The 17,736-nt window shown below is 38.9% G+C and carries 19 protein-coding genes and 1 riboswitch; of the genes, 13 read left to right on the top strand and 6 right to left on the bottom strand.

The window, feature by feature from the left end; all coding sequences use genetic code 11:
• Positions 1-375: 375 nt before the first annotated feature.
• Positions 376-1,068, top strand: a complete 693-nt coding sequence (locus DRF67_RS02725) for an XAC2610-related protein (protein ID WP_123912699.1) — start codon at positions 376-378, stop codon at positions 1,066-1,068.
• A 7-nt stretch (positions 1,069-1,075) separates the two neighbouring features.
• Positions 1,076-1,666, top strand: coding sequence for an HD domain-containing protein (locus DRF67_RS02720; RefSeq protein ID WP_115926423.1), 591 nt, complete (start codon positions 1,076-1,078; stop codon positions 1,664-1,666).
• 155 nt (positions 1,667-1,821) lie between these two features.
• Here the strand turns inward: DRF67_RS02720 and DRF67_RS02715 are convergent, their stop codons facing one another.
• From DRF67_RS02715 to DRF67_RS02700, 4 genes are all read right to left on the bottom strand, one after another.
• Entirely contained in the window at positions 1,822-2,205 is a 384-nt protein-coding gene (locus tag DRF67_RS02715; RefSeq protein ID WP_115926421.1) for an acyl-CoA thioesterase, read from the bottom strand.
• A 116-nt stretch (positions 2,206-2,321) separates the two neighbouring features.
• Positions 2,322-2,501: riboswitch (cobalamin riboswitch) on the bottom strand.
• A 33-nt stretch (positions 2,502-2,534) separates the two neighbouring features.
• Complete coding sequence (locus DRF67_RS02710; RefSeq protein WP_115926419.1) at positions 2,535-3,332, bottom strand: hypothetical protein; 798 nt, start codon at positions 3,330-3,332, stop codon at positions 2,535-2,537.
• A gap of 131 nt (positions 3,333-3,463) precedes the next feature.
• Positions 3,464-4,099 (bottom strand): hypothetical protein, encoded by a 636-nt coding sequence (locus DRF67_RS02705; RefSeq protein WP_115926417.1) that lies wholly within the window; start codon positions 4,097-4,099, stop codon positions 3,464-3,466.
• Positions 4,100-4,231: 132 nt separating this feature from the next.
• Positions 4,232-6,379: an endonuclease MutS2 gene (locus tag DRF67_RS02700; protein ID WP_115926415.1), complete on the bottom strand. Its 2,148-nt coding sequence runs from the start codon at positions 6,377-6,379 to the stop codon at positions 4,232-4,234.
• A gap of 59 nt (positions 6,380-6,438) precedes the next feature.
• On the opposite strand from DRF67_RS02700, the gene DRF67_RS02695 reads away from it, so the two are divergent.
• Together DRF67_RS02695 and DRF67_RS02690 are read left to right on the top strand one after the other, a co-directional pair.
• Entirely contained in the window at positions 6,439-6,942 is a 504-nt protein-coding gene (locus DRF67_RS02695) for a GNAT family N-acetyltransferase (RefSeq protein ID WP_115926413.1), read from the top strand.
• Positions 6,943-7,005: 63 nt separating this feature from the next.
• Positions 7,006-7,647: a uracil-DNA glycosylase gene (locus DRF67_RS02690; RefSeq protein ID WP_115926411.1), complete on the top strand. Its 642-nt coding sequence runs from the start codon at positions 7,006-7,008 to the stop codon at positions 7,645-7,647.
• Here the strand turns inward: DRF67_RS02690 and DRF67_RS02685 are convergent.
• Positions 7,634-8,140, bottom strand: a complete 507-nt coding sequence (locus DRF67_RS02685; protein ID WP_115926409.1) for a hypothetical protein — start codon at positions 8,138-8,140, stop codon at positions 7,634-7,636. The two genes, DRF67_RS02690 and DRF67_RS02685, sit on opposite strands and share 14 nt — an antisense overlap.
• 21 nt (positions 8,141-8,161) lie before the next feature.
• Positions 8,162-8,653, bottom strand: a complete 492-nt coding sequence (locus DRF67_RS02680) for a DUF456 domain-containing protein (protein WP_115926407.1) — start codon at positions 8,651-8,653, stop codon at positions 8,162-8,164.
• 196 nt (positions 8,654-8,849) lie between these two features.
• On the opposite strand from DRF67_RS02680, the gene DRF67_RS02675 reads away from it, so the two are divergent.
• The 9 genes from DRF67_RS02675 (at position 8,850) to DRF67_RS02635 (ending at position 17,645) form a co-directional block, all read left to right on the top strand.
• A complete protein-coding gene (locus DRF67_RS02675; RefSeq protein ID WP_115926405.1) occupies positions 8,850-10,112 on the top strand; it encodes a mechanosensitive ion channel family protein in 1,263 nt (420 codons plus the stop codon).
• Between the two features lie 174 nt (positions 10,113-10,286).
• Positions 10,287-11,006 carry a pyridoxine 5'-phosphate synthase gene (locus DRF67_RS02670; protein WP_115926403.1) on the top strand — a complete coding sequence of 240 codons (720 nt, stop codon included), beginning with the start codon at positions 10,287-10,289 and terminating at the stop codon, positions 11,004-11,006.
• 105 nt (positions 11,007-11,111) lie between these two features.
• Entirely contained in the window at positions 11,112-11,891 is a 780-nt protein-coding gene (locus DRF67_RS02665) for an alpha/beta fold hydrolase (RefSeq protein WP_115926401.1), read from the top strand.
• A gap of 115 nt (positions 11,892-12,006) precedes the next feature.
• Complete coding sequence (locus DRF67_RS02660) at positions 12,007-12,246, top strand: microviridin/marinostatin family tricyclic proteinase inhibitor (RefSeq protein WP_115926399.1); 240 nt, start codon at positions 12,007-12,009, stop codon at positions 12,244-12,246.
• Positions 12,247-12,301: 55 nt separating this feature from the next.
• Positions 12,302-12,526, top strand: coding sequence for a microviridin/marinostatin family tricyclic proteinase inhibitor (locus tag DRF67_RS02655; protein ID WP_115927040.1), 225 nt, complete (start codon positions 12,302-12,304; stop codon positions 12,524-12,526).
• Between the two features lie 73 nt (positions 12,527-12,599).
• The gene (locus DRF67_RS02650) at positions 12,600-13,556 is read left to right on the top strand and encodes an MvdC/MvdD family ATP grasp protein (RefSeq protein ID WP_115926397.1); all 957 of its coding nucleotides are present in this window, start codon (positions 12,600-12,602) and stop codon (positions 13,554-13,556) included.
• The gene (locus tag DRF67_RS02645) at positions 13,549-14,553 is read left to right on the top strand and encodes an MvdD family ATP-grasp ribosomal peptide maturase (RefSeq protein ID WP_115926395.1); all 1,005 of its coding nucleotides are present in this window, start codon (positions 13,549-13,551) and stop codon (positions 14,551-14,553) included. Before DRF67_RS02650 ends, DRF67_RS02645 begins: the two co-directional genes overlap by 8 nt.
• A gap of 312 nt (positions 14,554-14,865) precedes the next feature.
• Positions 14,866-15,879 (top strand): NAD-dependent epimerase/dehydratase family protein, encoded by a 1,014-nt coding sequence (locus tag DRF67_RS02640; protein WP_115926393.1) that lies wholly within the window; start codon positions 14,866-14,868, stop codon positions 15,877-15,879.
• Positions 15,876-17,645, top strand: a complete 1,770-nt coding sequence (locus DRF67_RS02635) for an AMP-dependent synthetase/ligase (RefSeq protein WP_115926391.1) — start codon at positions 15,876-15,878, stop codon at positions 17,643-17,645. The genes DRF67_RS02640 and DRF67_RS02635 overlap by 4 nt, the downstream gene beginning before the upstream one ends.
• Positions 17,646-17,736 lie beyond the last annotated feature (91 nt).

The raw sequence follows: 17,736 nt of genomic DNA, 5'->3' as shown, positions 1-17,736 counted from the left end.
TGAGCCTATTCTAATTTTACATTACAAAGATATGTAATTAAAATGGTATTATGCAATACAAAGTAGTGAAATTTTTAAAATAAAATGTTTAAAACGTTAATAATCAGTTATATAAATTTTAATTGATTTTTTTACCTGACAAAAATTAAGTTAAAATACATGTCCTATGATCAATTTTTGGACTTTATATCAAACCCGGAATAAGATTTTCCTGATCAATCTGATTCTTCTGATTGAAAAGAACAAAGCGTCCGTTCACAGGGGAAATGATCTCCGATTCTGATACATAATAAGAAAAGTATTTTGTGGTCGGTAGTATGATTTGTATTTTTGTCTAATACTAATTAAACACATCAACTCATTTCTACTATTACTATGAAAATTTTAAATACATGCAAGAGCTTGTCCGCGATTGTTTTACTGGGTCCTTTATGTTTTGGACAATATCAGTTTGAGGTAAAAAATGCATCCAGGAGTTATGACGCTATCATTCACGTAGATCATTGCAATAATGACCGGTGTGATGGTAAGGGAACCGTAGAGCTGTTTGACCGGAAAAATGCCAAGGTACAGACATTTACTTCCGAAGGTCTGGTACTGGAATTGAATCAGAATCAAAAACCGGGATTGGGAAAGATGATCCAGCTGACGCAGCAGCAAAGCCCTGTTATCATTGATGATTTTAACTTTGACGGTACGGAAGATATAGCCATAAGAAACGGCAATATGGGAAACTACATGGCTGCATCATACGATGTATACGTATTCAATAGTACCAGAATGGGGTTTGTGAAGAGTAAGGAGCTTACAGATCTTGCCTCCAATTCACTTGATATTTTTGATGTTGATGCCAAACGTAAACGCCTTATCTCTTATGGTAAATCCGGATGCTGCAATATGTTTACAACCGAATATGCCGTCATTCCGAATAAGGGTCTGGATAAAGTCTTAGAAAAAGAAGAAGACAGCAGCGAAGAAGGTCGTGTAAAAGTGACTACGAGAGAGAAAATAAATGATAAATGGAGAACCAAAACAAAGGTGTATCCTTCAGAACAATATAACAGATAAGAATACAATGAAAATCCAGAAAGAGATCGATTTTATCCTGGCAGTTGATGCTTTGAAAAACGTACAGAGAAGAAATTATAATGCTGATGATTCCAGAAGAGAGAATACCGCAGAACATTCATGGCAAATCATTATCCTGGCACAGATCCTTTATCCGTACGCTAAAAACCGTGCAGATATTGATTTGCTGAGAGTCATAAGAATGCTTTCCATTCATGATCTTGTGGAAATTGAGGCCGGTGATACTTTTCTGTTTGATGAAGTGGCTATGGTAGGAAAGTTTGAAAGAGAAAAGGCCTCTGCTCAAAAAATATTCGGAATCCTGGATGAGCCTTTACGCACAGAGTTTTTTAATTTATGGCTGGAATTCGAAGAGGAAAAAACGCCGGATGCTATTTTTGCCTGTGCCATCGATAGAATTATGCCGTTCATTTTGAATTCCCATACCTCTGGAAAAAGCTGGACTGAAGCTGGTGTTACGGAAAGACAGATCAGAAATATGCTGGAAAATGCCATCAGCAGAGCTTCAGACGAAATGGGGGAAGCTTTTGAGCTGCTGTTGATCAGAAGCCTGGAAACGGAAAAGGTGGTGAAGTAACCTGAATCGGGTTAGGAAATTAGAAGCTTGAAGTTGGAAGTTTTTTCATCATAGGTTTCCGGTCGGATACAACACCAGTAGTTATCCAAAATTCAAGTAGATACATAAAGAATAAAAAAAAGTTTCGGGCGGCCTTTGGCCGCCCGAAACTTTTTTTATAGGATTTGAATGGGTTTTTTGAACTCGTCGATCGCTACAAAAGTAAAATCACCTACAATGGCTTTTTCTCTTTCGTAGGAATACATTTGCTCTGTGTAGATCTCAACACTTACTTTCATACTTGTTTTTCCCACATGAGAAACTTTTCCGATCAGTTCTACAATGGTTCCTGCAGGAATAGGCTTTTTAAAATCTATTTTATCACTGCTTACCGTTACCACTCTTTTTCTTGCAAAACGCGTAGCGGTAATAAAGGCCACTTCATCCATCAGTTGCATCGCCGTACCTCCGAAAAGTGTGTCGTAATGATTGGTGGTGTTTGGAAAAACCGCTTTGAAAATTCTGGTTTCGGATGCTTCAATTCTTTCTTCTGTAGTCATATTTCATTATTAATTAAAGCGAAATGAAATCGTATCAAAACAACAGAATAATGACAGGAATTCCGGAAATCCCTGAAACAGTCCATCAGATCAATAAAACTTCAGATCGCGAAAGTTTCTTGTTTAAGAAAAAGGCAGGTCTCCTGACTTGTAACATCTTGTATCTCCTTCCCATGCCTCGCACAGTGGATCTTTGATAAAGATTTCAGTTACTTACAGTTGCGCGACAGTCCGTGATTTTCACACGGTTCCCTTTTAATCTGCGGTTATGCAGAACCAGTTTCTGTGATGAATAAGCGTTAAACTTTTCAGGTGCAAAAATAATGAAATTATTCCGGATTATGGTAAATAATCTGGCTGATCACTCTCCCTTTCTTGATGGTCCACAACGTTGTATATCTGTATTCTCCGGAACCATTTATCATATAAAGAAAAATATTGTCATTGTCCAGCGAGGTAACTCCTATGTTTTCAAAATCCATCGTAGGCTGGAACATATTCTTGATCGCTTCTCGTACAAAAACAGAGCCTCTTCCCGGCTGCTGTACTCTGATAGACTTGATTTCCGTCATTCCCTCCGGAAGTTCGTTCCCGATTCCCCATGGTTTTACTTTGTCTATCGTTAAAAGTTTTCCATCGGCATCTTTTTCTTTTTTACGGTAGCCGGCGTTGGAAGGGTAGATGTCAATTACTACTTTGCTCCTTTGGGCAGTGGGAACTTTAGGATCAGAATTATCGGTAAAAATAAGAGATCTTCCGTTCTTGGATTTCGAAGGGGTATAGGCAGGCAGCTGATCGATATAGGCAATACGTTCTTTATTTACCATTCCTTCTTTGTCGAGTGTTTCATACCGAACAAACGGCTTATCATCATCCTGTTTCTCAGGATATTTGATCCATATCCATTCGGTTTCTCCAGGAGCAGGTTTTACATAAACAAATACATCCCCTTTACGCATACGGATCTTATCTACAATTTTTCTGTAGTTGTCCTTATGTACCCGTACGTTGGCATATCCCTCTTCGGCTTTTACCACGCCAAACGGAACTTTGTTCTGACCTTTGACGAATGCTGCAGAAAAAACACTGAAAGCGGATAGATAGAATGCTTTGCTTATGGAAATCATCTTAATACATTTTTGATCCCCAAATATATAAATTAAATACTTTTCATAAGTATATGCACCATCTTTTAATTTGATACATCAACATGACAAAAACAATCTTAACCCGTACCCTTATCCTTTAAGATTCTGGTCTATGATCGAAGAGCCAGCCGCATTCTAAGGAAGTAAGGGAATACAAGAGAGCAGATCATGATTATCAGGAATAGACCACCACAAAGATAAAATGCAGTTCCAAAACCATACGTGATGCTTACGCCTCCACCTAATCCCAATCCCATTTTGTTATCTCCGAATCCTTCCATTTTGTTTTGAAATATCAGGTAAAAAACAAGAAGAGATACAAATCCGACGAGCGAGCAGAGGACCTGGTAAGTGTGTTTCTTCTTTATACTTTTTATCAATGAAATGATGATTCCGGCAATGGCAGCTAAAAATGCAACAATGACGGGTGGGTTTGGTGGAATATTTTCATTGTCTTTTTTATCCCGGGAATCACTCAGCGGTGAACGATTATTGTCTGTGTCCGAATATAAACGGTCTATATCATTTCCGAATGCAGCAGCAAAAGGCGAACTTTTTTTTACATGTTCTTTCATCCTCTCATTCATTGTCTGTCTGGAAACTCCCGTTATAAGATCCGTACCTTTGATAGACATCAGGGTGGTGTCACCACATTTTACAAGAAAAAAAGGAAAGAAAAAACATAAAATAATAACCGTATAGCCAGGTATTGGAATAAAATCGGAGACTGTCTTTAACCACTTCATAATTATTACTTTTTTGCTGAAAATAGAAAAAATATCGCATAACGTATCAAAAAAGAGAGAGCACCACAGTACCCTCTCATTATAATCAGTGTAACGCTAATTTTCAAATTCTCAAATTAACGCATTTTCACATTAAATTCTCTCCAGTTCATCTGCATCAATTGTGGTTTTGAAGGTGCCATAATTGACAATTACCTTATTTCGTGAGATCTTTTCGATTGTTCCCACACTCGTACTTCCCGTAATACGTACGCGCTGTCCTTCCTTCATCCATAGCGCCCGGTCACTTTTACGCTTTTCCTCCAGCTTCTCATTCGTTTCAGCGATCTTTTCAATCACATCGTCTTTTTTAAGCTGTTGAGTGATCTTTCTTTTCACCACCTGAAGGCGTTTTGTTTCATCTTTGTCACTGCCAAGCTTTCTGAATTTTTCCTGCTCCAGCAGCTTCACAAAATCCTTGACTACATCCTTCCTTGATTTCCCTTTGGTATAGCTGTCGATGAAAGCTTCAATCTTGTTTCCGAACTGAAGTTTACGGTGCTCTTCTTCATACAGTTTCTGAAAATTGAACAGTTTCTGCTGAAGCTGGTCATTCAGTTTCTGAAGATTGTCCCGCTTGTCTTCTACAGATTCTTTTCTTTCAGCAAGATCGGATTTCAGTTTTTCAACTTCAAATTTTTCCTGCTGAAGCTTGACAATGGTTTTGTCAAGATTGACAATGTCATGTTCCACTTTTTTCTTTGCAGAATGAATGATAAATCTTGGAATCCTGTTCTTTTCTGCCACTTCAAAAGTAAATGAACTACCAGCCTGGCCTACTTCCAGTTTATACATCGGTTCCAGGGTCTCTTCATTGAACAGCATAGCAGCATTCTGAGCATTGGGAAGCTGTTCCACTACTAGTTTTATATTGGTATAGTGAGTCGTAATGATCGCAAAGCTTTTTTTGTCGTAGAAGTATTCCATAAAGCTTTCTGCCAGGGCTCCTCCAAGCTCCGGATCAGAACCGGTCCCAAACTCATCAATCAGTAAAAGTGTATTCGCATCCGCCTCGCGAATGATTCCTGACATTTTCTTCAGTCTCGATGAATAAGTAGAAAGATGATTTTCAATTGATTGATTATCACCAATGTCGGTCATGATCTTTTCAAAGAAAAACATTTCGGATTTGGGATGAACGGGTACGAGAATACCACTCTGGATCATTAATTGTAACAATCCAACGGTTTTCAGCGTAATCGACTTCCCTCCGGCGTTCGGTCCGGAAATACAGATAATCCTGTTATGTTCCGTAAGGCTCAGAGTTTGTGAGTGGATTGTTTTATTTTCTATCTTATTCCTCAGCCACAGCAGGGGATGATAAGCTTCTCTTAATCTCAGCGTTTTATGACGGTTAATCTTGGGAAGTACCCCATTGATCAGGTCGGCAAACTTTGCTTTAGCTCTGGTAAGATCAAGGTCAAAAATATAAATCTGATATCTCCACAGCTGAGGCTGGAATTCTGCGAGTTCTGCGGTCAGCTTTCTGAGAACCTTATCGATCTCTTTTTTCTCTTCTTCTTCACTTTCACGGAGCTTGAAGTAATGCTTTACAACACTGTCCGGCTGAATGTAAGTAATGGATCCTGTCTTCGAAATTCCAAGGGTTCTTCCCGGAACTCTTTTTTTAAATCCTGATTTTACCGCTAAAACCCTTTGATCATCAATAATTGTTTCCCGAATGTCATCCAGAAAGTCGCTCTGGCCATACGTGGTCAGCGCCCGATTGAAATTTTCCTGAATCGCTTTTTTGGCATGCTGGATTTCTGTTCTCAACCCTTTCAAGGCAGGAGAAGCTTCACTTTTTACTTCACCAAAACGGTTGAAAACTTTATCTACCTTATCAATAATTTCTTTCCTGAATTCCAGTACGGAAGCTTCATCCATCAGGGTAGGGAAGGTCTCAGGCATAGTAGGGAAAAACTTCTGGAGTCTTCCGATCTGTTCCGTGATGGTTTTTATTTTGATGAAAGCATTGTTTTCCAGACGGTAATTCTCAATCAGCATCAGTTTCAGTTCACTTTCAATATCTTCATACTCATCAAACGGAATCGCATTTGAACTTTCAAAACTCGACAGATATTCTGACGTTTTTTTCAACGAAAGTTCCGCCTCGTCTATTTCCATGGGACGAAGTTGAAGAATTTTTTCTCTCGTTTTCGGAGAATACGCAAATGGGGAAATTTCCGCGAGCAATTGCGGAAATTCTAATTCGTCTAAATCTTCTTTATCTATATACACAATGCAAATTTAGTGAGAAAATGTGATTATTACGTATATTTGAGATATTTACAAAATTTATGATCGAAACAGGACGGTTATTATTAAAAGAAATCAATGAAAACCACGTGGAAGACATTCTTCGGATCCGTAGTAATGAATTCATCAACCGGTTTGTACAAAGGAAATCTCCGAAGAGTAATTATGATGCCCTTCAGTTTATCCTCACCATTAAAGAAAATACCCGTAATAATCAGACTCTTTATCTGGGGATTTCTTTAAAAGATCAGACGAATCTTATCGGAACAATTTGCTTATGGAATTTTTCTGAGGACCGGAAAACTGCGGAAGTAGGGTATGAACTGCTGCCTGATTATCACAGACAGGGAATTATGTCTGAAGCTTTGGAAGCCGTTTTAGATTATGGATTTAATCACTTACATTTACACAAAATTTTGGCATTTACGCATAGGCTTAATGAGTCTTCTCGGGCATTACTTCTAAAACAAGGTTTTGTGTTGGAAGAAGGAAGAAAAGACGAAGAAAACCTTAAAATTGAAATTTTTAGCTTAAAAAAAAGATGAGTTTATGTATGAAAACTACTTCATTTTTAAATGTTACCCATCTTTAAACTTTCAAATTAGATTATGACCTGGACAGAAATTTTAGCCCCGATTAAGAGTACGGAATACTTTAAGACCCTTTGGGAAAAAGTAAAGAATGAATATGCTTCAACAAAAGTTTTCCCCCCGAAAAATCAGATATTCAGAGCGCTGGAACTTACACCCTTTGAAGAGGTGGAAGTGGTGATTATCGGCCAGGATCCTTACCATAACGATTACCAGGCGAACGGACTTTGCTTTTCTGTTTCAGAACAGGTGACAGCACCGCCCTCACTTAAAAATATTTTTATAGAACTGAAAGACGACCTTGGAGTGGTAAGAACTTCCAAAGAACTGGACGATTGGGGAAGGCAGGGAGTGCTGCTTCTTAATGCTACCCTTACGGTTCGGGCCCATTCTCCCAATTCCCATAAAGACCTCGGATGGGAAAAATTCACCAATTTTATTATTAAAGAGATCTCGGATAAAAAAGAAAATGTCGTTTTTGTATTATGGGGTGCTTTTGCGCAGAAAAAAGCCGAACTCATTGATCCGGCTAAGCATTTTATCCTGAAATCGGCCCATCCTTCACCATTTTCTGTTTACAGAGGGTTTTTCGGAAGCAAACCTTTTTCAAAAATTAATGAATATCTCATTTCTAAAGGGAAAAAACCTATTTCCTGGTAGATTCTTCCGATCGGCTGTCCTTTTTTTTGATGCTGATCCCTATTTTATATTTTCCGGCTAATGCCTTTGCTCCACTGTCTGCTTTTGGATGTGGGGCGATGTTCTCCAGGGTAATGGTATATCCGTTTACTTCGGCAGACTGGTGATAATTCCTGGCCTCATGGTTCATGCTGGCAAGATCTAAGACTACCGGTCTGCTGTAGGTTCCCATGACTTCAACCTGAGCTACTGCCACACCGGCCCAGATGCAGTTTACCCCTTCCGGACAGCGGCTGTCTTCAGAAACCCCCTTAAAGGTCACATTCAGTTTGTAATCTTTTAGGAATCTGTTTTCTCCTTCACTAAAGTAGATGATATGTCCATTCTGGTCTGAAGCTTTTGTATTGGTAGAACTCATTTCAGAAGTTTTTGTATCACTTTTGGCTTTCTTTTGGGCATCACATCCTGTTAATGCGAATATTCCCAGACTCAATAGGACGGCTTTGTGGAACATAGTTTTTTTATTTTGTGTTGGTTAAATAATATCGAACATATTAAGAAGTACTACCAAAAACATTGCCACTCCTACCACAAAGCTGAATCCGGTTCCGTATATAAATCCGATCAGCGCCCCTTTCGTAGATTGCAGCGCCTTATTCATATCCTTACTGTCATGAAGCAGCTCTCCAATAAATACACCTGCAAACATTCCGATCAGAAAACCCAAAGGAATAGGGATGAAGATGCCGACAATAGTCCCCACAACAGAGCCGATACTTCCCCAGCGGGTGCCACCGTATTTCCTGTTGGTCTTTGCCGGTATGACATAGCTTAAGACCACAGAGGCTGCCGTAAGAATCCCGAAAGCCCATATATAGATCATTGGAAGATCAGCATCTGTTCCGAATTTATAGATCAGAAGACCACAGATACTGAGCAGGAGACCTGGCAAAACAGGAAGGAATGTTCCCAATATCCCTACAAAAAGTAAAATTAGGCAGAGAATATTAATGATTGTATTATCCATTTTAATTTTAATATAAAAACGAAGATATAAAACCTTCCTGATTCGGCAATGAGTCATAACAATGAAAATTACAGGACAGAAACAAATACGCGGGAACCATGGAAACTGAAAATTGATCAGGCGTTTTTAAGAATTGGGATGAAAATTGATTGTGAATATGTAAAATCGTCATTCTTAATTTTATAAATTTGCTGTAATGAAAAACGAAATACAAGATACCCGGGATTTTCTGCAGAATGTCAGTGATCAGATTCATTATTTTGTGAGAGATCATGTACATCCTGATCTGGCGCTGCCTATTCAGATCCTCCTGAAATTTATTTTTCTGGCAGGTTTCATCTATATTCTGGATTTTGTTTTTAAATTTATTGTCAATACGATCTTCAAATTCTTTTTTGATAAAGAAAAATATCCGGTTTTAAAATCAATTTATGATTCAAGAATTACCAATTCGGTAGTACACTTGGGGGCGTTGAATTTTGGAGGGTATGCCTTGCTTTCCGTATTCTACAGACATCCGAAAAGTTTTGCACTGCTGGAGCTTATTATCAGTGTAGCCATTATCTTTGTTATTGCCGGCATGCTTTTCAGGGCAATGACTGCTTTCAGGAATTATTTTGTCATCAAACAGGATTATTACAAAATTATGACCCTGAATGCCATTTCCGAAACCGTAAAGATTTTTGGGATCTTCGTACTTTCCGTCATTGGAATCTGCATTGTTTTCGGAATCAAAGGTGGAACCATTTTAGGAAGTTTGGGAGCTATTACCGCCGTTTTGGTCCTTGTTTTCAGAGATACCATTTTAGGATTTGTGACAGGGCTTCACGTAGCGACTTCCAAGAATATGAAAGTGGGCGATTGGATCAGCATTCCCAAATACAGTATTGAAGGAAATATTACAGAGATCAATCTTCTGACTACAAAAATCACCAATTTTGATAAAACCGTTTCTACTATTCCTACCTATGATCTGCTGACGACAGAGATCAAAAACCTCCAGGTCATGTCAGAGTCCAATACAAGAAGAATAAAAAAATCCATCTATTTTAATATCAATTCCTTCAAATACCTTACTGATGAGGATATTGAAAGGCTTAAGGAAATTAACCTTATTGCAGATTACTTGGATGAAAAAGGGCAGGAGCTCAAAAAAGAAAAAGAAAATCTTCAGCACGGTGATAAAATTGTAAATGGCAGGCAGCTTACCAATATCGGGGTTTTCAGGTATTATGCCCAGAAATATATAGAGAATGACCCTGATATTGATAAAAACGGAGTCCGGATGGTTCGACAGCTGGAAATTACCCCTCAGGGATTACCTCTGGAAATTTACTGCTTTGCCAATGATTCCAAATGGGAGCGATTTGAGCAGATTCAGGCAGATATTTTTGACCATTTGCTGGTTGCTTCAAAAGAATTTGAACTGCAGGTCATGCAGGTCAGCGTCAAAGTGTAGAAAAGCTGGAAGGCAGAATAGGGAAGTTGGAAGTTTCAGCACCTTTTAAACAAATTTTAAATTAAACTTTTAAATGATCATAAATGTGGAAGACCACTAGGAATACAAAGTCTGGATGTAATTCCAGCCCATGCTTCCAGCTTCTGACATCTTATATCTAACATCTAAATAAAAATGACAAAACTAAGCGTAAACATCAATAAAATTGCGACGTTAAGAAATGCAAGAGGAGGGGAAACACCCAGTGTTACAGAAGCTGCTGTAAAGATTCTGGAATTTGGGGGACAGGGAATTACCATACACCCAAGACCTGACGAAAGACATATTACCAGAAAGGATGTCTATGAGCTGAAGCCACTGGTAACCACTGAATTTAATATTGAAGGAAATCCACATCCGTCCTTTATTGATATGGTTCTGGAAGTAAAGCCTGAGCAGGTGACGCTGGTTCCGGACGCTGATGATGCGATTACTTCAAATGCCGGCTGGGACACCAAAAAGCATCTGGAATACCTTACGGAAATTATTACAGAATTCAAAAATGCAGGAATCCGTACTTCCATCTTTTTAGATCCGCTGCCTGAGTTGGTGGAATATGCTGCAAAAACAGGTGCAGATCGTATCGAGCTGTACACAGAAGCCTATGCAAAAAATTATCTGAGCAATAAAGAAAAAGCGATACAGCCTTATTACGATACAGCGGTAGCAGCTGGTGATGTAGGACTGGGAATCAATGCCGGCCATGACCTGAGTCTGGATAATCTGAAATATTTTGCAGACACCATCCCCAATCTGCTGGAAGTTTCTATCGGGCATGCTTTGGTTTCTGAAGCATTGTATATGGGATTGGAAAATACAGTTCAGGCGTATTTGAAAAGATTGGCAAAATGGTAATAAATAGAGAGAAGTTAGAAGCCAGATGCTCCAAGTTAGTAAAACTTTGTCTCTGTTCATTCATATGATCTAACTTCTAATTTCTCACCTCTAACTTCTATAAAAATGGAAATTTTAAATTCAAAAATATTCGGTGAAGGCCTGGAAGCCACACCGCTTCTGGTATTTCACGGACTGTTTGGAATGCTTGATAACTGGGGAAGCTTTGGAAAAGATCTTGGAGAATATCTTCCCGTACATCTGATCGATCTCAGAAACCATGGAAGAAGCTTTCATTCAGAAGGCATGTCTCACGATGACCTTGCCGATGATATTTTCCGTTATATGGACCATTACGGAATTCAAAAAGCCCATGTTTTAGGGCATTCGCTGGGAGGCAAAGCAGTCATGCAGTTTGCCATTAAATATTCTGAAAAAGTTGACAAATTAATTGTGGTAGATATTACGCCCAAAGCGTATCCTCCCCATCACCAGGGAATTATCAAAGCACTGGAAAGCGTGGATTTCAATACGGTTGGGTCCAGAAATGAGGTGGAAGCGGTGTTAAGTCAGTATATTCCCGAAAAATCGACCATTCAGTTTTTGACAAAGAACCTGTATTGGGATGAAAATAAAAAGCTGAACTGGAGGTTCAATCTTAAGACCTTATCAGAAAAATATAACGAGTTTGTATCCAATGCTGTAAAATTCGGTGTTTTTGAAGGCGATACTCTGTTTATTGCAGGAGAAAAATCGAATTATATTCTGCCTCAGGATGAGTTTGGAATCAGGCAGCAGTTTCCCAACGCTAAAGTGGTTACCATAAAAAATGCAGGGCATTGGGTTCAAGCTGAAAATCCTGTGGATTTCGCTATTGTAGTTAAGCAATTTCTTGATTTAGGTTAATTTTATACACGTATTATGAGTTTAATGTTAAAGTTTTATTAAAAATAGAATTTATTTCTCCATGAGTTGAAAAATTTGTACTTTGGTTAATCAAAAAAAATAAAATTATTAACTTATGGAAAACAAAAATTCAAAAAAGAAGCCGTTTTTTGCGACATTCTTAGAAAAACAGGTTAAAGAACCTGAAGCTGTGAAAGGAGGGACTGTAACGTCACTGGTTCGTGACACTGCAACTTCTGTTATCAAAGATCACATCACCACTACTGCACTGGAAGACAGTGTTACTACTCATGCCAATGACAATGTAACGATGAAATATCCATCCGATGGTGATGAAGATGTTTTAGATGTTTAAGGCATTCAGCAAAATTAACCCTAACTATTTATATCAAATCAAAAACTTTAACATTATGGAAAACAAGAATTCAAAAAAGAAGCCTTTTTTTGCCTCATTTTTAGAAAAGCAAATTAAAGATCCGGAAACTGTAAAAGGAGGAACAGACATGTCAATTCCGGAGAGAGATGTGATTACAAAACCGGCCATCGACGTTGTGACATCTCCTAAAGATGATATGATGCACACGCTGAAATATCCTTCTGATGGTGATGATGATACACAGACTGTACCGTTGTAAAATCAGATCGTATATTAGTCATATAATATGGGAAACTTAAAATTTAAGTTTCCCTTTTTAATAAAACCGGCAAATGATTCTCTGTATCACCCATTCACAGGATTTTTATAATATCGACCTGTTTTTTGCATACCTTTCCTCCAAAAATATTCCGTATTTCAGACTGAATTCGGACCGCCTGAACCACTTTCAGAAGATCAGTGTGACGGATAGCTCATTTGCATTAACTGATGAAAACGGTCACGCCATTCGCTCTGAACAGATCAAAGGGGTATGGCACAGAAAGGCCTGGAAGATAAGCGTACCCGAAGAGCTGGACGAAGACTATGAAAAAATATTCCAGAATGAATATGGAAGTCTCAGATATAACCTGTTGACTGTTTTAGAAAATGTTCCCTGGATCAATCCCTACGAGAATGAAAAAAAAGTAGATGGAAATAAAATGTTCCAGCTTAAAATAGCGGGGAGAAATAATTTAATAACTCCCAAAACTATTTTCTCTAATGACAATGAAGAAGTCGTCACTTTCTTTTACCAATACTGCCATGGAAAGGCAATTGCCAAACTGCACGGGGTAGCAGCAAAAACAATGAGCGGTGACCATATGATTTCCACCATGATCATTGAGGAAGATTCTTTGGAACATCTTTCGGACATTGCCTATTGTCCAATGATCTTTCAGCCTTATATAGACAAGGCGTACGAATTGCGGATTGTCTATATAGACGGCGAATTTTTTACAGGGAAGATTAACAACAGTGAGAATGCTGACTGGAGGGTAGCAAATGCTGATTATTTCTGGTCTGCTTATGATCTGCCTGAAGATATCAGACTCAACCTGACTGCCATGATGAAAGAAATGGGACTGTATACAGGAGCGATCGATATGATCAGGGGAACCGACGGGAAATACTATTTTCTGGAAGTAAATCCCCAGGGAGAATGGGGAATGCTGCAGAAAGAATTGGGGTTTCCCATCGCAGAAAGAATTGCCGACAATCTTATCAAAAGAATTAACATCCATGAATAAAATTTTAATTATAACACATACTGCAGATAATTTCTCTATTGAAAAAGTAACTGAATACATTGAAAAAAATGACTGTGAGGTCATTCGCTTTGATGTAGATTCATATCCCCTGCAAAATAAGCTATCTACGGTTTTCCAAGATGGAGAATGGATAAGTATCCTTGAAACTCCTGAGGCGAAACACCGGTTGGATGATATTTCAGCAATTTGGTACCGGAGAGCCTACAACATCGGAAAAGGTCTGAAAGAAGAAATTGATACGAAGTTCTACGGAGCCGCAATGGGGGAGATCCGCAATACGCTGTTCGGATTTTTTGAATCGGTGGATGCCTATTCGCTTGGAAAACCGGGAGTTTACAGAAGACTTGACAGTAAGGAAGAGCAATTGAAAATAGCAGATAAACTGGGATTAACCATCCCGGCAACCTGCCTTACCAACAATCCTGAAGAAGCAAGAAAATTTATTGTAAAACATCAGAATGTGATTGCTAAAATGCAGACCGGTTTTGCAATTTATGAAGATGGGGTGGAAAATGTGGTTTTTACCAACGTTGTGAGTGAAGATAAGCTTGAGGAGCTGGATTCACTTTTATACTGCCCTATGCAGTTTCAGAAAATGATTCAAAAGAAAAAAGAACTGCGCATTACGATTGTAGGCAGGGATGTTTATGCATTTGAAATCGATTCCCAGCAGTTCGAGGATGCAAAAGTAGACTGGAGAAAAGACGGGATCAATCTGATTGATAAATGGAGCAGAACAGAACTTCCGTCAGATGTGGAGGCCAAGCTGCTTGAGCTTCTGGATGTATACAATGTCGATTATGGTGCGATAGACATGATCGTTTCTCCTGAAGACGATTACTATTTTATAGAGATCAACGCAGCTGGAGAGTTCTTCTGGCTGGATAACCTTACAGAGGGGAATCTTATTTCCAAAAGTATTGCAGATGTTCTATGCGATAAAGCTCCAAGAAGAAATAATATGGTGATGGCTTAGCAGTAAGTGATATTACAACACAGAGGTCCTGAGAATTTTTTATTTTTTAATCTTTTCAGGACCTTTTTTCATCTCGGGCAGATCTGTACGTTTTCACATCTTCATCATTAAAATATCATAGGGCCTCTGCCATTGGAATTTTTGTCATTTGAAGTTTTCAGAATGATAATATTGGTTAAATTAACTTGAATTATGCTTTAAAAATCGCAAATTTGCAAAAGCAGTTTTTCGGTGGAACTTTTGCAGGAACCTGAAGAATTGCCGGATAGAAAATATTGTCATATTTTAGTCAGCAATCAAGTAAAATAATTAATGGTTTTTGTAACGGGTGCAACCGGAATCCTGGGAAGACTCATCGTGCTGGAACTTCTTAAAAGAGGTAAGCACGTACGGGCTTCCAAAAGACCGGGCAGCAATTTAAACGAAGTAAGGCATTCATATAGCTTTTATACCGAAAATCCTGATGAATTTTTCAGTAAAATAGAATGGGTAGACGTGGATTTCGATGATCTGGAGTCTCTTCAGGATACACTGAAAGGAGTGGATGAGGTCTATCACTGTGCCGCAAAAGTAAGTTTTCATCCCAGCGATGAAAAAGAAATGTACCATACCAATATAAAAGGGACAGAAAATTTGCTGTTTGCCTGTGAAGGATCCGGAGTTAAAAAATTTCTTCATGTAAGTTCTGTGGCCGTTTTGGACAATTTCAATGAAAAAGGAGAACTGGATGAGGACTCTGAATTTAATCCGAAAATTGAACATTCTGCCTATGCTATTTCCAAACATTTATCCGAAATGGAGGTATGGAGAGCATCAGCAGAAGGGTTGAATACGATCATCATTAATCCGGGAATGATTGTGGGAAGCGGCAACTGGAATCAAAGCAGCGGTGAACTTTTTTCTACTTTTGAAGACAACAGCTTTACGTTTGCCGGTGGTTCTGCCTACGTAGACGTGAGAGATGTAGCCGCTACAGCCATCGAACTGATGGAACATAACCATTTTGGAGAACGTTTTATTATTGTTGCTGAAAATAACAGATATGCTGACCTGGCTCAACAGATCAGAACCCGCCTCGGTCTTAAAGAAGCCAGAATTCTGACCCCATTTCAGCTCAATGCAGGAAGATGGGCCAATATCCTTTTTGGATGGCTGATTCCTAAGCTGAGAATGGTGACCAAATCAAATATTGAAGCAATTTCTTCATTCCATACTATTTCCAATCAAAAAGTCAAAGAAAAATTGAATTATCAGTTTATTCCCGTAAAAGAAAGTATAGACTTTCACCTGAACAATTATATTAACGACAAAAAGCTGAAGAAATGAATCTTGCAGAGGCAATTATCCTTAAAAATGTAGAAAAACATCCCATCAAAGCGGCCATTGGCTTTAAAAAGAAAGAGGCCGGATGGAAAGAGCTGAGCTGGAAAAAATTCAGTGAAATTGTTTTTAAAACAGCCAATGCTTTGAAGGAAGCGGGTGTTCAGGAAAATGACAGAGTTGCCATTTATTCGGACAACTCATCAGAATGGATGATTTTTGACCTGGCTTCCATGTCTATCGGTGCCGTTACGGTTCCTATTTATTCTACAAATAATGCCGAACAGGCAGAATATATCATCAACGATTCCGGAGCGAAAGTTGTCCTGGCAGGTAATCAGGTTCAGTACAACGCCTGTCTTGAATTGTTGCAGAAGGAGGAAAACAGTCTTCAGACCATTGTCGTATCAAAGAAGGCCGTTTGGATCAAAAAAGAATTCAGCAGCTTTTATCTGGAAGATTTTATTGCCAAAGCATCTTCCAAACTGGACATCTGTAAAAAAGAAGATGATGATACAGCAACGCTGATCTATACTTCCGGAACCACCGGAACACCAAAGGGAGTGATGCTTACGCATGGAAACTTTATCAGGGCTTTTGATTCCCATTTCGAATTCTTTAAGTTCAAAAACTTTGAAGAAGAGCTGTCACTAGCCTTTTTACCCCTAAGCCATGTCTTTGAAAGAAGCTGGAGCCTGCTTTGTCTGTACGGTGGAGCAAGGGTTTATTTTCTTGAAGATCCGAAGAATGTGGCAAAGGCATTGGAAGAGGTAAAGCCTACCACCATGTGTGCCGTGCCCAGATTTTTCCAGAAAGTTTATGCCGGAGTGCTTGAAAAAGCGGAAGAAGGTTCCTCATTGAAGAAAAAAATCTTTGACTGGGCACTTAAAACCGGATGGGAAACTGCGGAACTGAGAAGAAATGAAAAAGCTATTCCTTTCGGACTGAAACTAAGGGAATCGGTTGCAGATATGCTGGTTTTTAGTAAGATTAAGAACAAAATGGGAGGAAGACTTTGGTTTTTACCTTGTGGAGGCGCTTCTTTATCACCTGAAGTCACTAAATTTTTTGAATCCGTTGGAATTCATGTGACCGTTGGTTATGGACTAACGGAAACTACTGCAACACTTACCCTCTTCCCATTAACCCATTTTGAGCATGGTACAAGCGGCAAGCCATTGCCGGGAGTAGAGATGCGCATCGGAGACGGGGACGAGATCCAGGCAAGAGGCAACGGGATCATGAAGGGGTATTACAACCGACCGGAAGAAACAGAGAAGGTATTTACAGAAGACGGCTGGTTCAAAACAGGAGATGCCGGAAAGTTTGATGACAAAGGAAACCTGATCATCACAGACCGTATCAAAGACCTGATGAAAACCTCCAACGGAAAATACATTGCTCCCCAGCAGATCGAAAACCTTCTGACCAATAATAATTTTATTCAGCAGATCATGTTGATTGCGGAAGGGCGGCAGTTTGTTTCTGCGCTGATCGTTCCCAACTTTGAGTTTTTGCAGGATTATTTGAAGAAAAATAATATTCCTTTCACTACCTGGGAAGAGGCTGTAAAAAATGAAACCGTGATCAGTCTTTACAAAGAAAAAATTAAAGAACTGCAAAACCACCTTGCTGATTATGAGAAAGTGAAGAAATTCACTCTGATGCCGGCAGAATTTGATATCAATACCGGAGAAATCACTCCGACCCTGAAAGTCAAAAGAAATGTGGTCATGAAAAAATATGCGGATATTATAGAAAAGATGTATTAATTGACGATCACCACTCAAGTCAAAAAAAGTTTTTTAAAACCTAATTTCATAAAATCTTTGCTTCTCAAGGATACTTCGGGAAGGAGCGAAA

It is taken from the genome of Chryseobacterium pennipullorum, from assembly GCF_003384725.1.
Classification (GTDB): Bacteria; Bacteroidota; Bacteroidia; order Flavobacteriales; family Weeksellaceae; genus Chryseobacterium; species Chryseobacterium pennipullorum.
The sequence above is the reverse complement of the archived record's forward strand: the minus strand, read 5'-3'. Positions and strand labels throughout refer to the sequence as shown.

What these genes read in the sequence shown, in the direction of transcription:
- DRF67_RS02725 (WP_123912699.1), top strand. Translation starts at nt 376, where the DNA reads ATGAAAATTTTAAATACATGCAAGAGCTTGTCCGCGATTGTTTTACTG.
- DRF67_RS02720 (WP_115926423.1), top strand. Translation starts at nt 1,076, where the DNA reads ATGAAAATCCAGAAAGAGATCGATTTTATCCTGGCAGTTGATGCTTTG.
- DRF67_RS02715 (WP_115926421.1), bottom strand. Translation starts at nt 2,205, where the DNA reads ATGACTACAGAAGAAAGAATTGAAGCATCCGAAACCAGAATTTTCAAA.
- DRF67_RS02710 (WP_115926419.1), bottom strand. Translation starts at nt 3,332, where the DNA reads ATGATTTCCATAAGCAAAGCATTCTATCTATCCGCTTTCAGTGTTTTT.
- DRF67_RS02705 (WP_115926417.1), bottom strand. Translation starts at nt 4,099, where the DNA reads ATGAAGTGGTTAAAGACAGTCTCCGATTTTATTCCAATACCTGGCTAT.
- DRF67_RS02695 (WP_115926413.1), top strand. Translation starts at nt 6,439, where the DNA reads ATGATCGAAACAGGACGGTTATTATTAAAAGAAATCAATGAAAACCAC.
- DRF67_RS02690 (WP_115926411.1), top strand. Translation starts at nt 7,006, where the DNA reads ATGACCTGGACAGAAATTTTAGCCCCGATTAAGAGTACGGAATACTTT.
- DRF67_RS02685 (WP_115926409.1), bottom strand. Translation starts at nt 8,140, where the DNA reads ATGTTCCACAAAGCCGTCCTATTGAGTCTGGGAATATTCGCATTAACA.
- DRF67_RS02680 (WP_115926407.1), bottom strand. Translation starts at nt 8,653, where the DNA reads ATGGATAATACAATCATTAATATTCTCTGCCTAATTTTACTTTTTGTA.
- DRF67_RS02675 (WP_115926405.1), top strand. Translation starts at nt 8,850, where the DNA reads ATGAAAAACGAAATACAAGATACCCGGGATTTTCTGCAGAATGTCAGT.
- DRF67_RS02670 (WP_115926403.1), top strand. Translation starts at nt 10,287, where the DNA reads ATGACAAAACTAAGCGTAAACATCAATAAAATTGCGACGTTAAGAAAT.
- DRF67_RS02665 (WP_115926401.1), top strand. Translation starts at nt 11,112, where the DNA reads ATGGAAATTTTAAATTCAAAAATATTCGGTGAAGGCCTGGAAGCCACA.
- DRF67_RS02660 (WP_115926399.1), top strand. Translation starts at nt 12,007, where the DNA reads ATGGAAAACAAAAATTCAAAAAAGAAGCCGTTTTTTGCGACATTCTTA.
- DRF67_RS02655 (WP_115927040.1), top strand. Translation starts at nt 12,302, where the DNA reads ATGGAAAACAAGAATTCAAAAAAGAAGCCTTTTTTTGCCTCATTTTTA.
- DRF67_RS02650 (WP_115926397.1), top strand. Translation starts at nt 12,600, where the DNA reads ATGATTCTCTGTATCACCCATTCACAGGATTTTTATAATATCGACCTG.
- DRF67_RS02645 (WP_115926395.1), top strand. Translation starts at nt 13,549, where the DNA reads ATGAATAAAATTTTAATTATAACACATACTGCAGATAATTTCTCTATT.
- DRF67_RS02640 (WP_115926393.1), top strand. Translation starts at nt 14,866, where the DNA reads ATGGTTTTTGTAACGGGTGCAACCGGAATCCTGGGAAGACTCATCGTG.
- DRF67_RS02635 (WP_115926391.1), top strand. Translation starts at nt 15,876, where the DNA reads ATGAATCTTGCAGAGGCAATTATCCTTAAAAATGTAGAAAAACATCCC.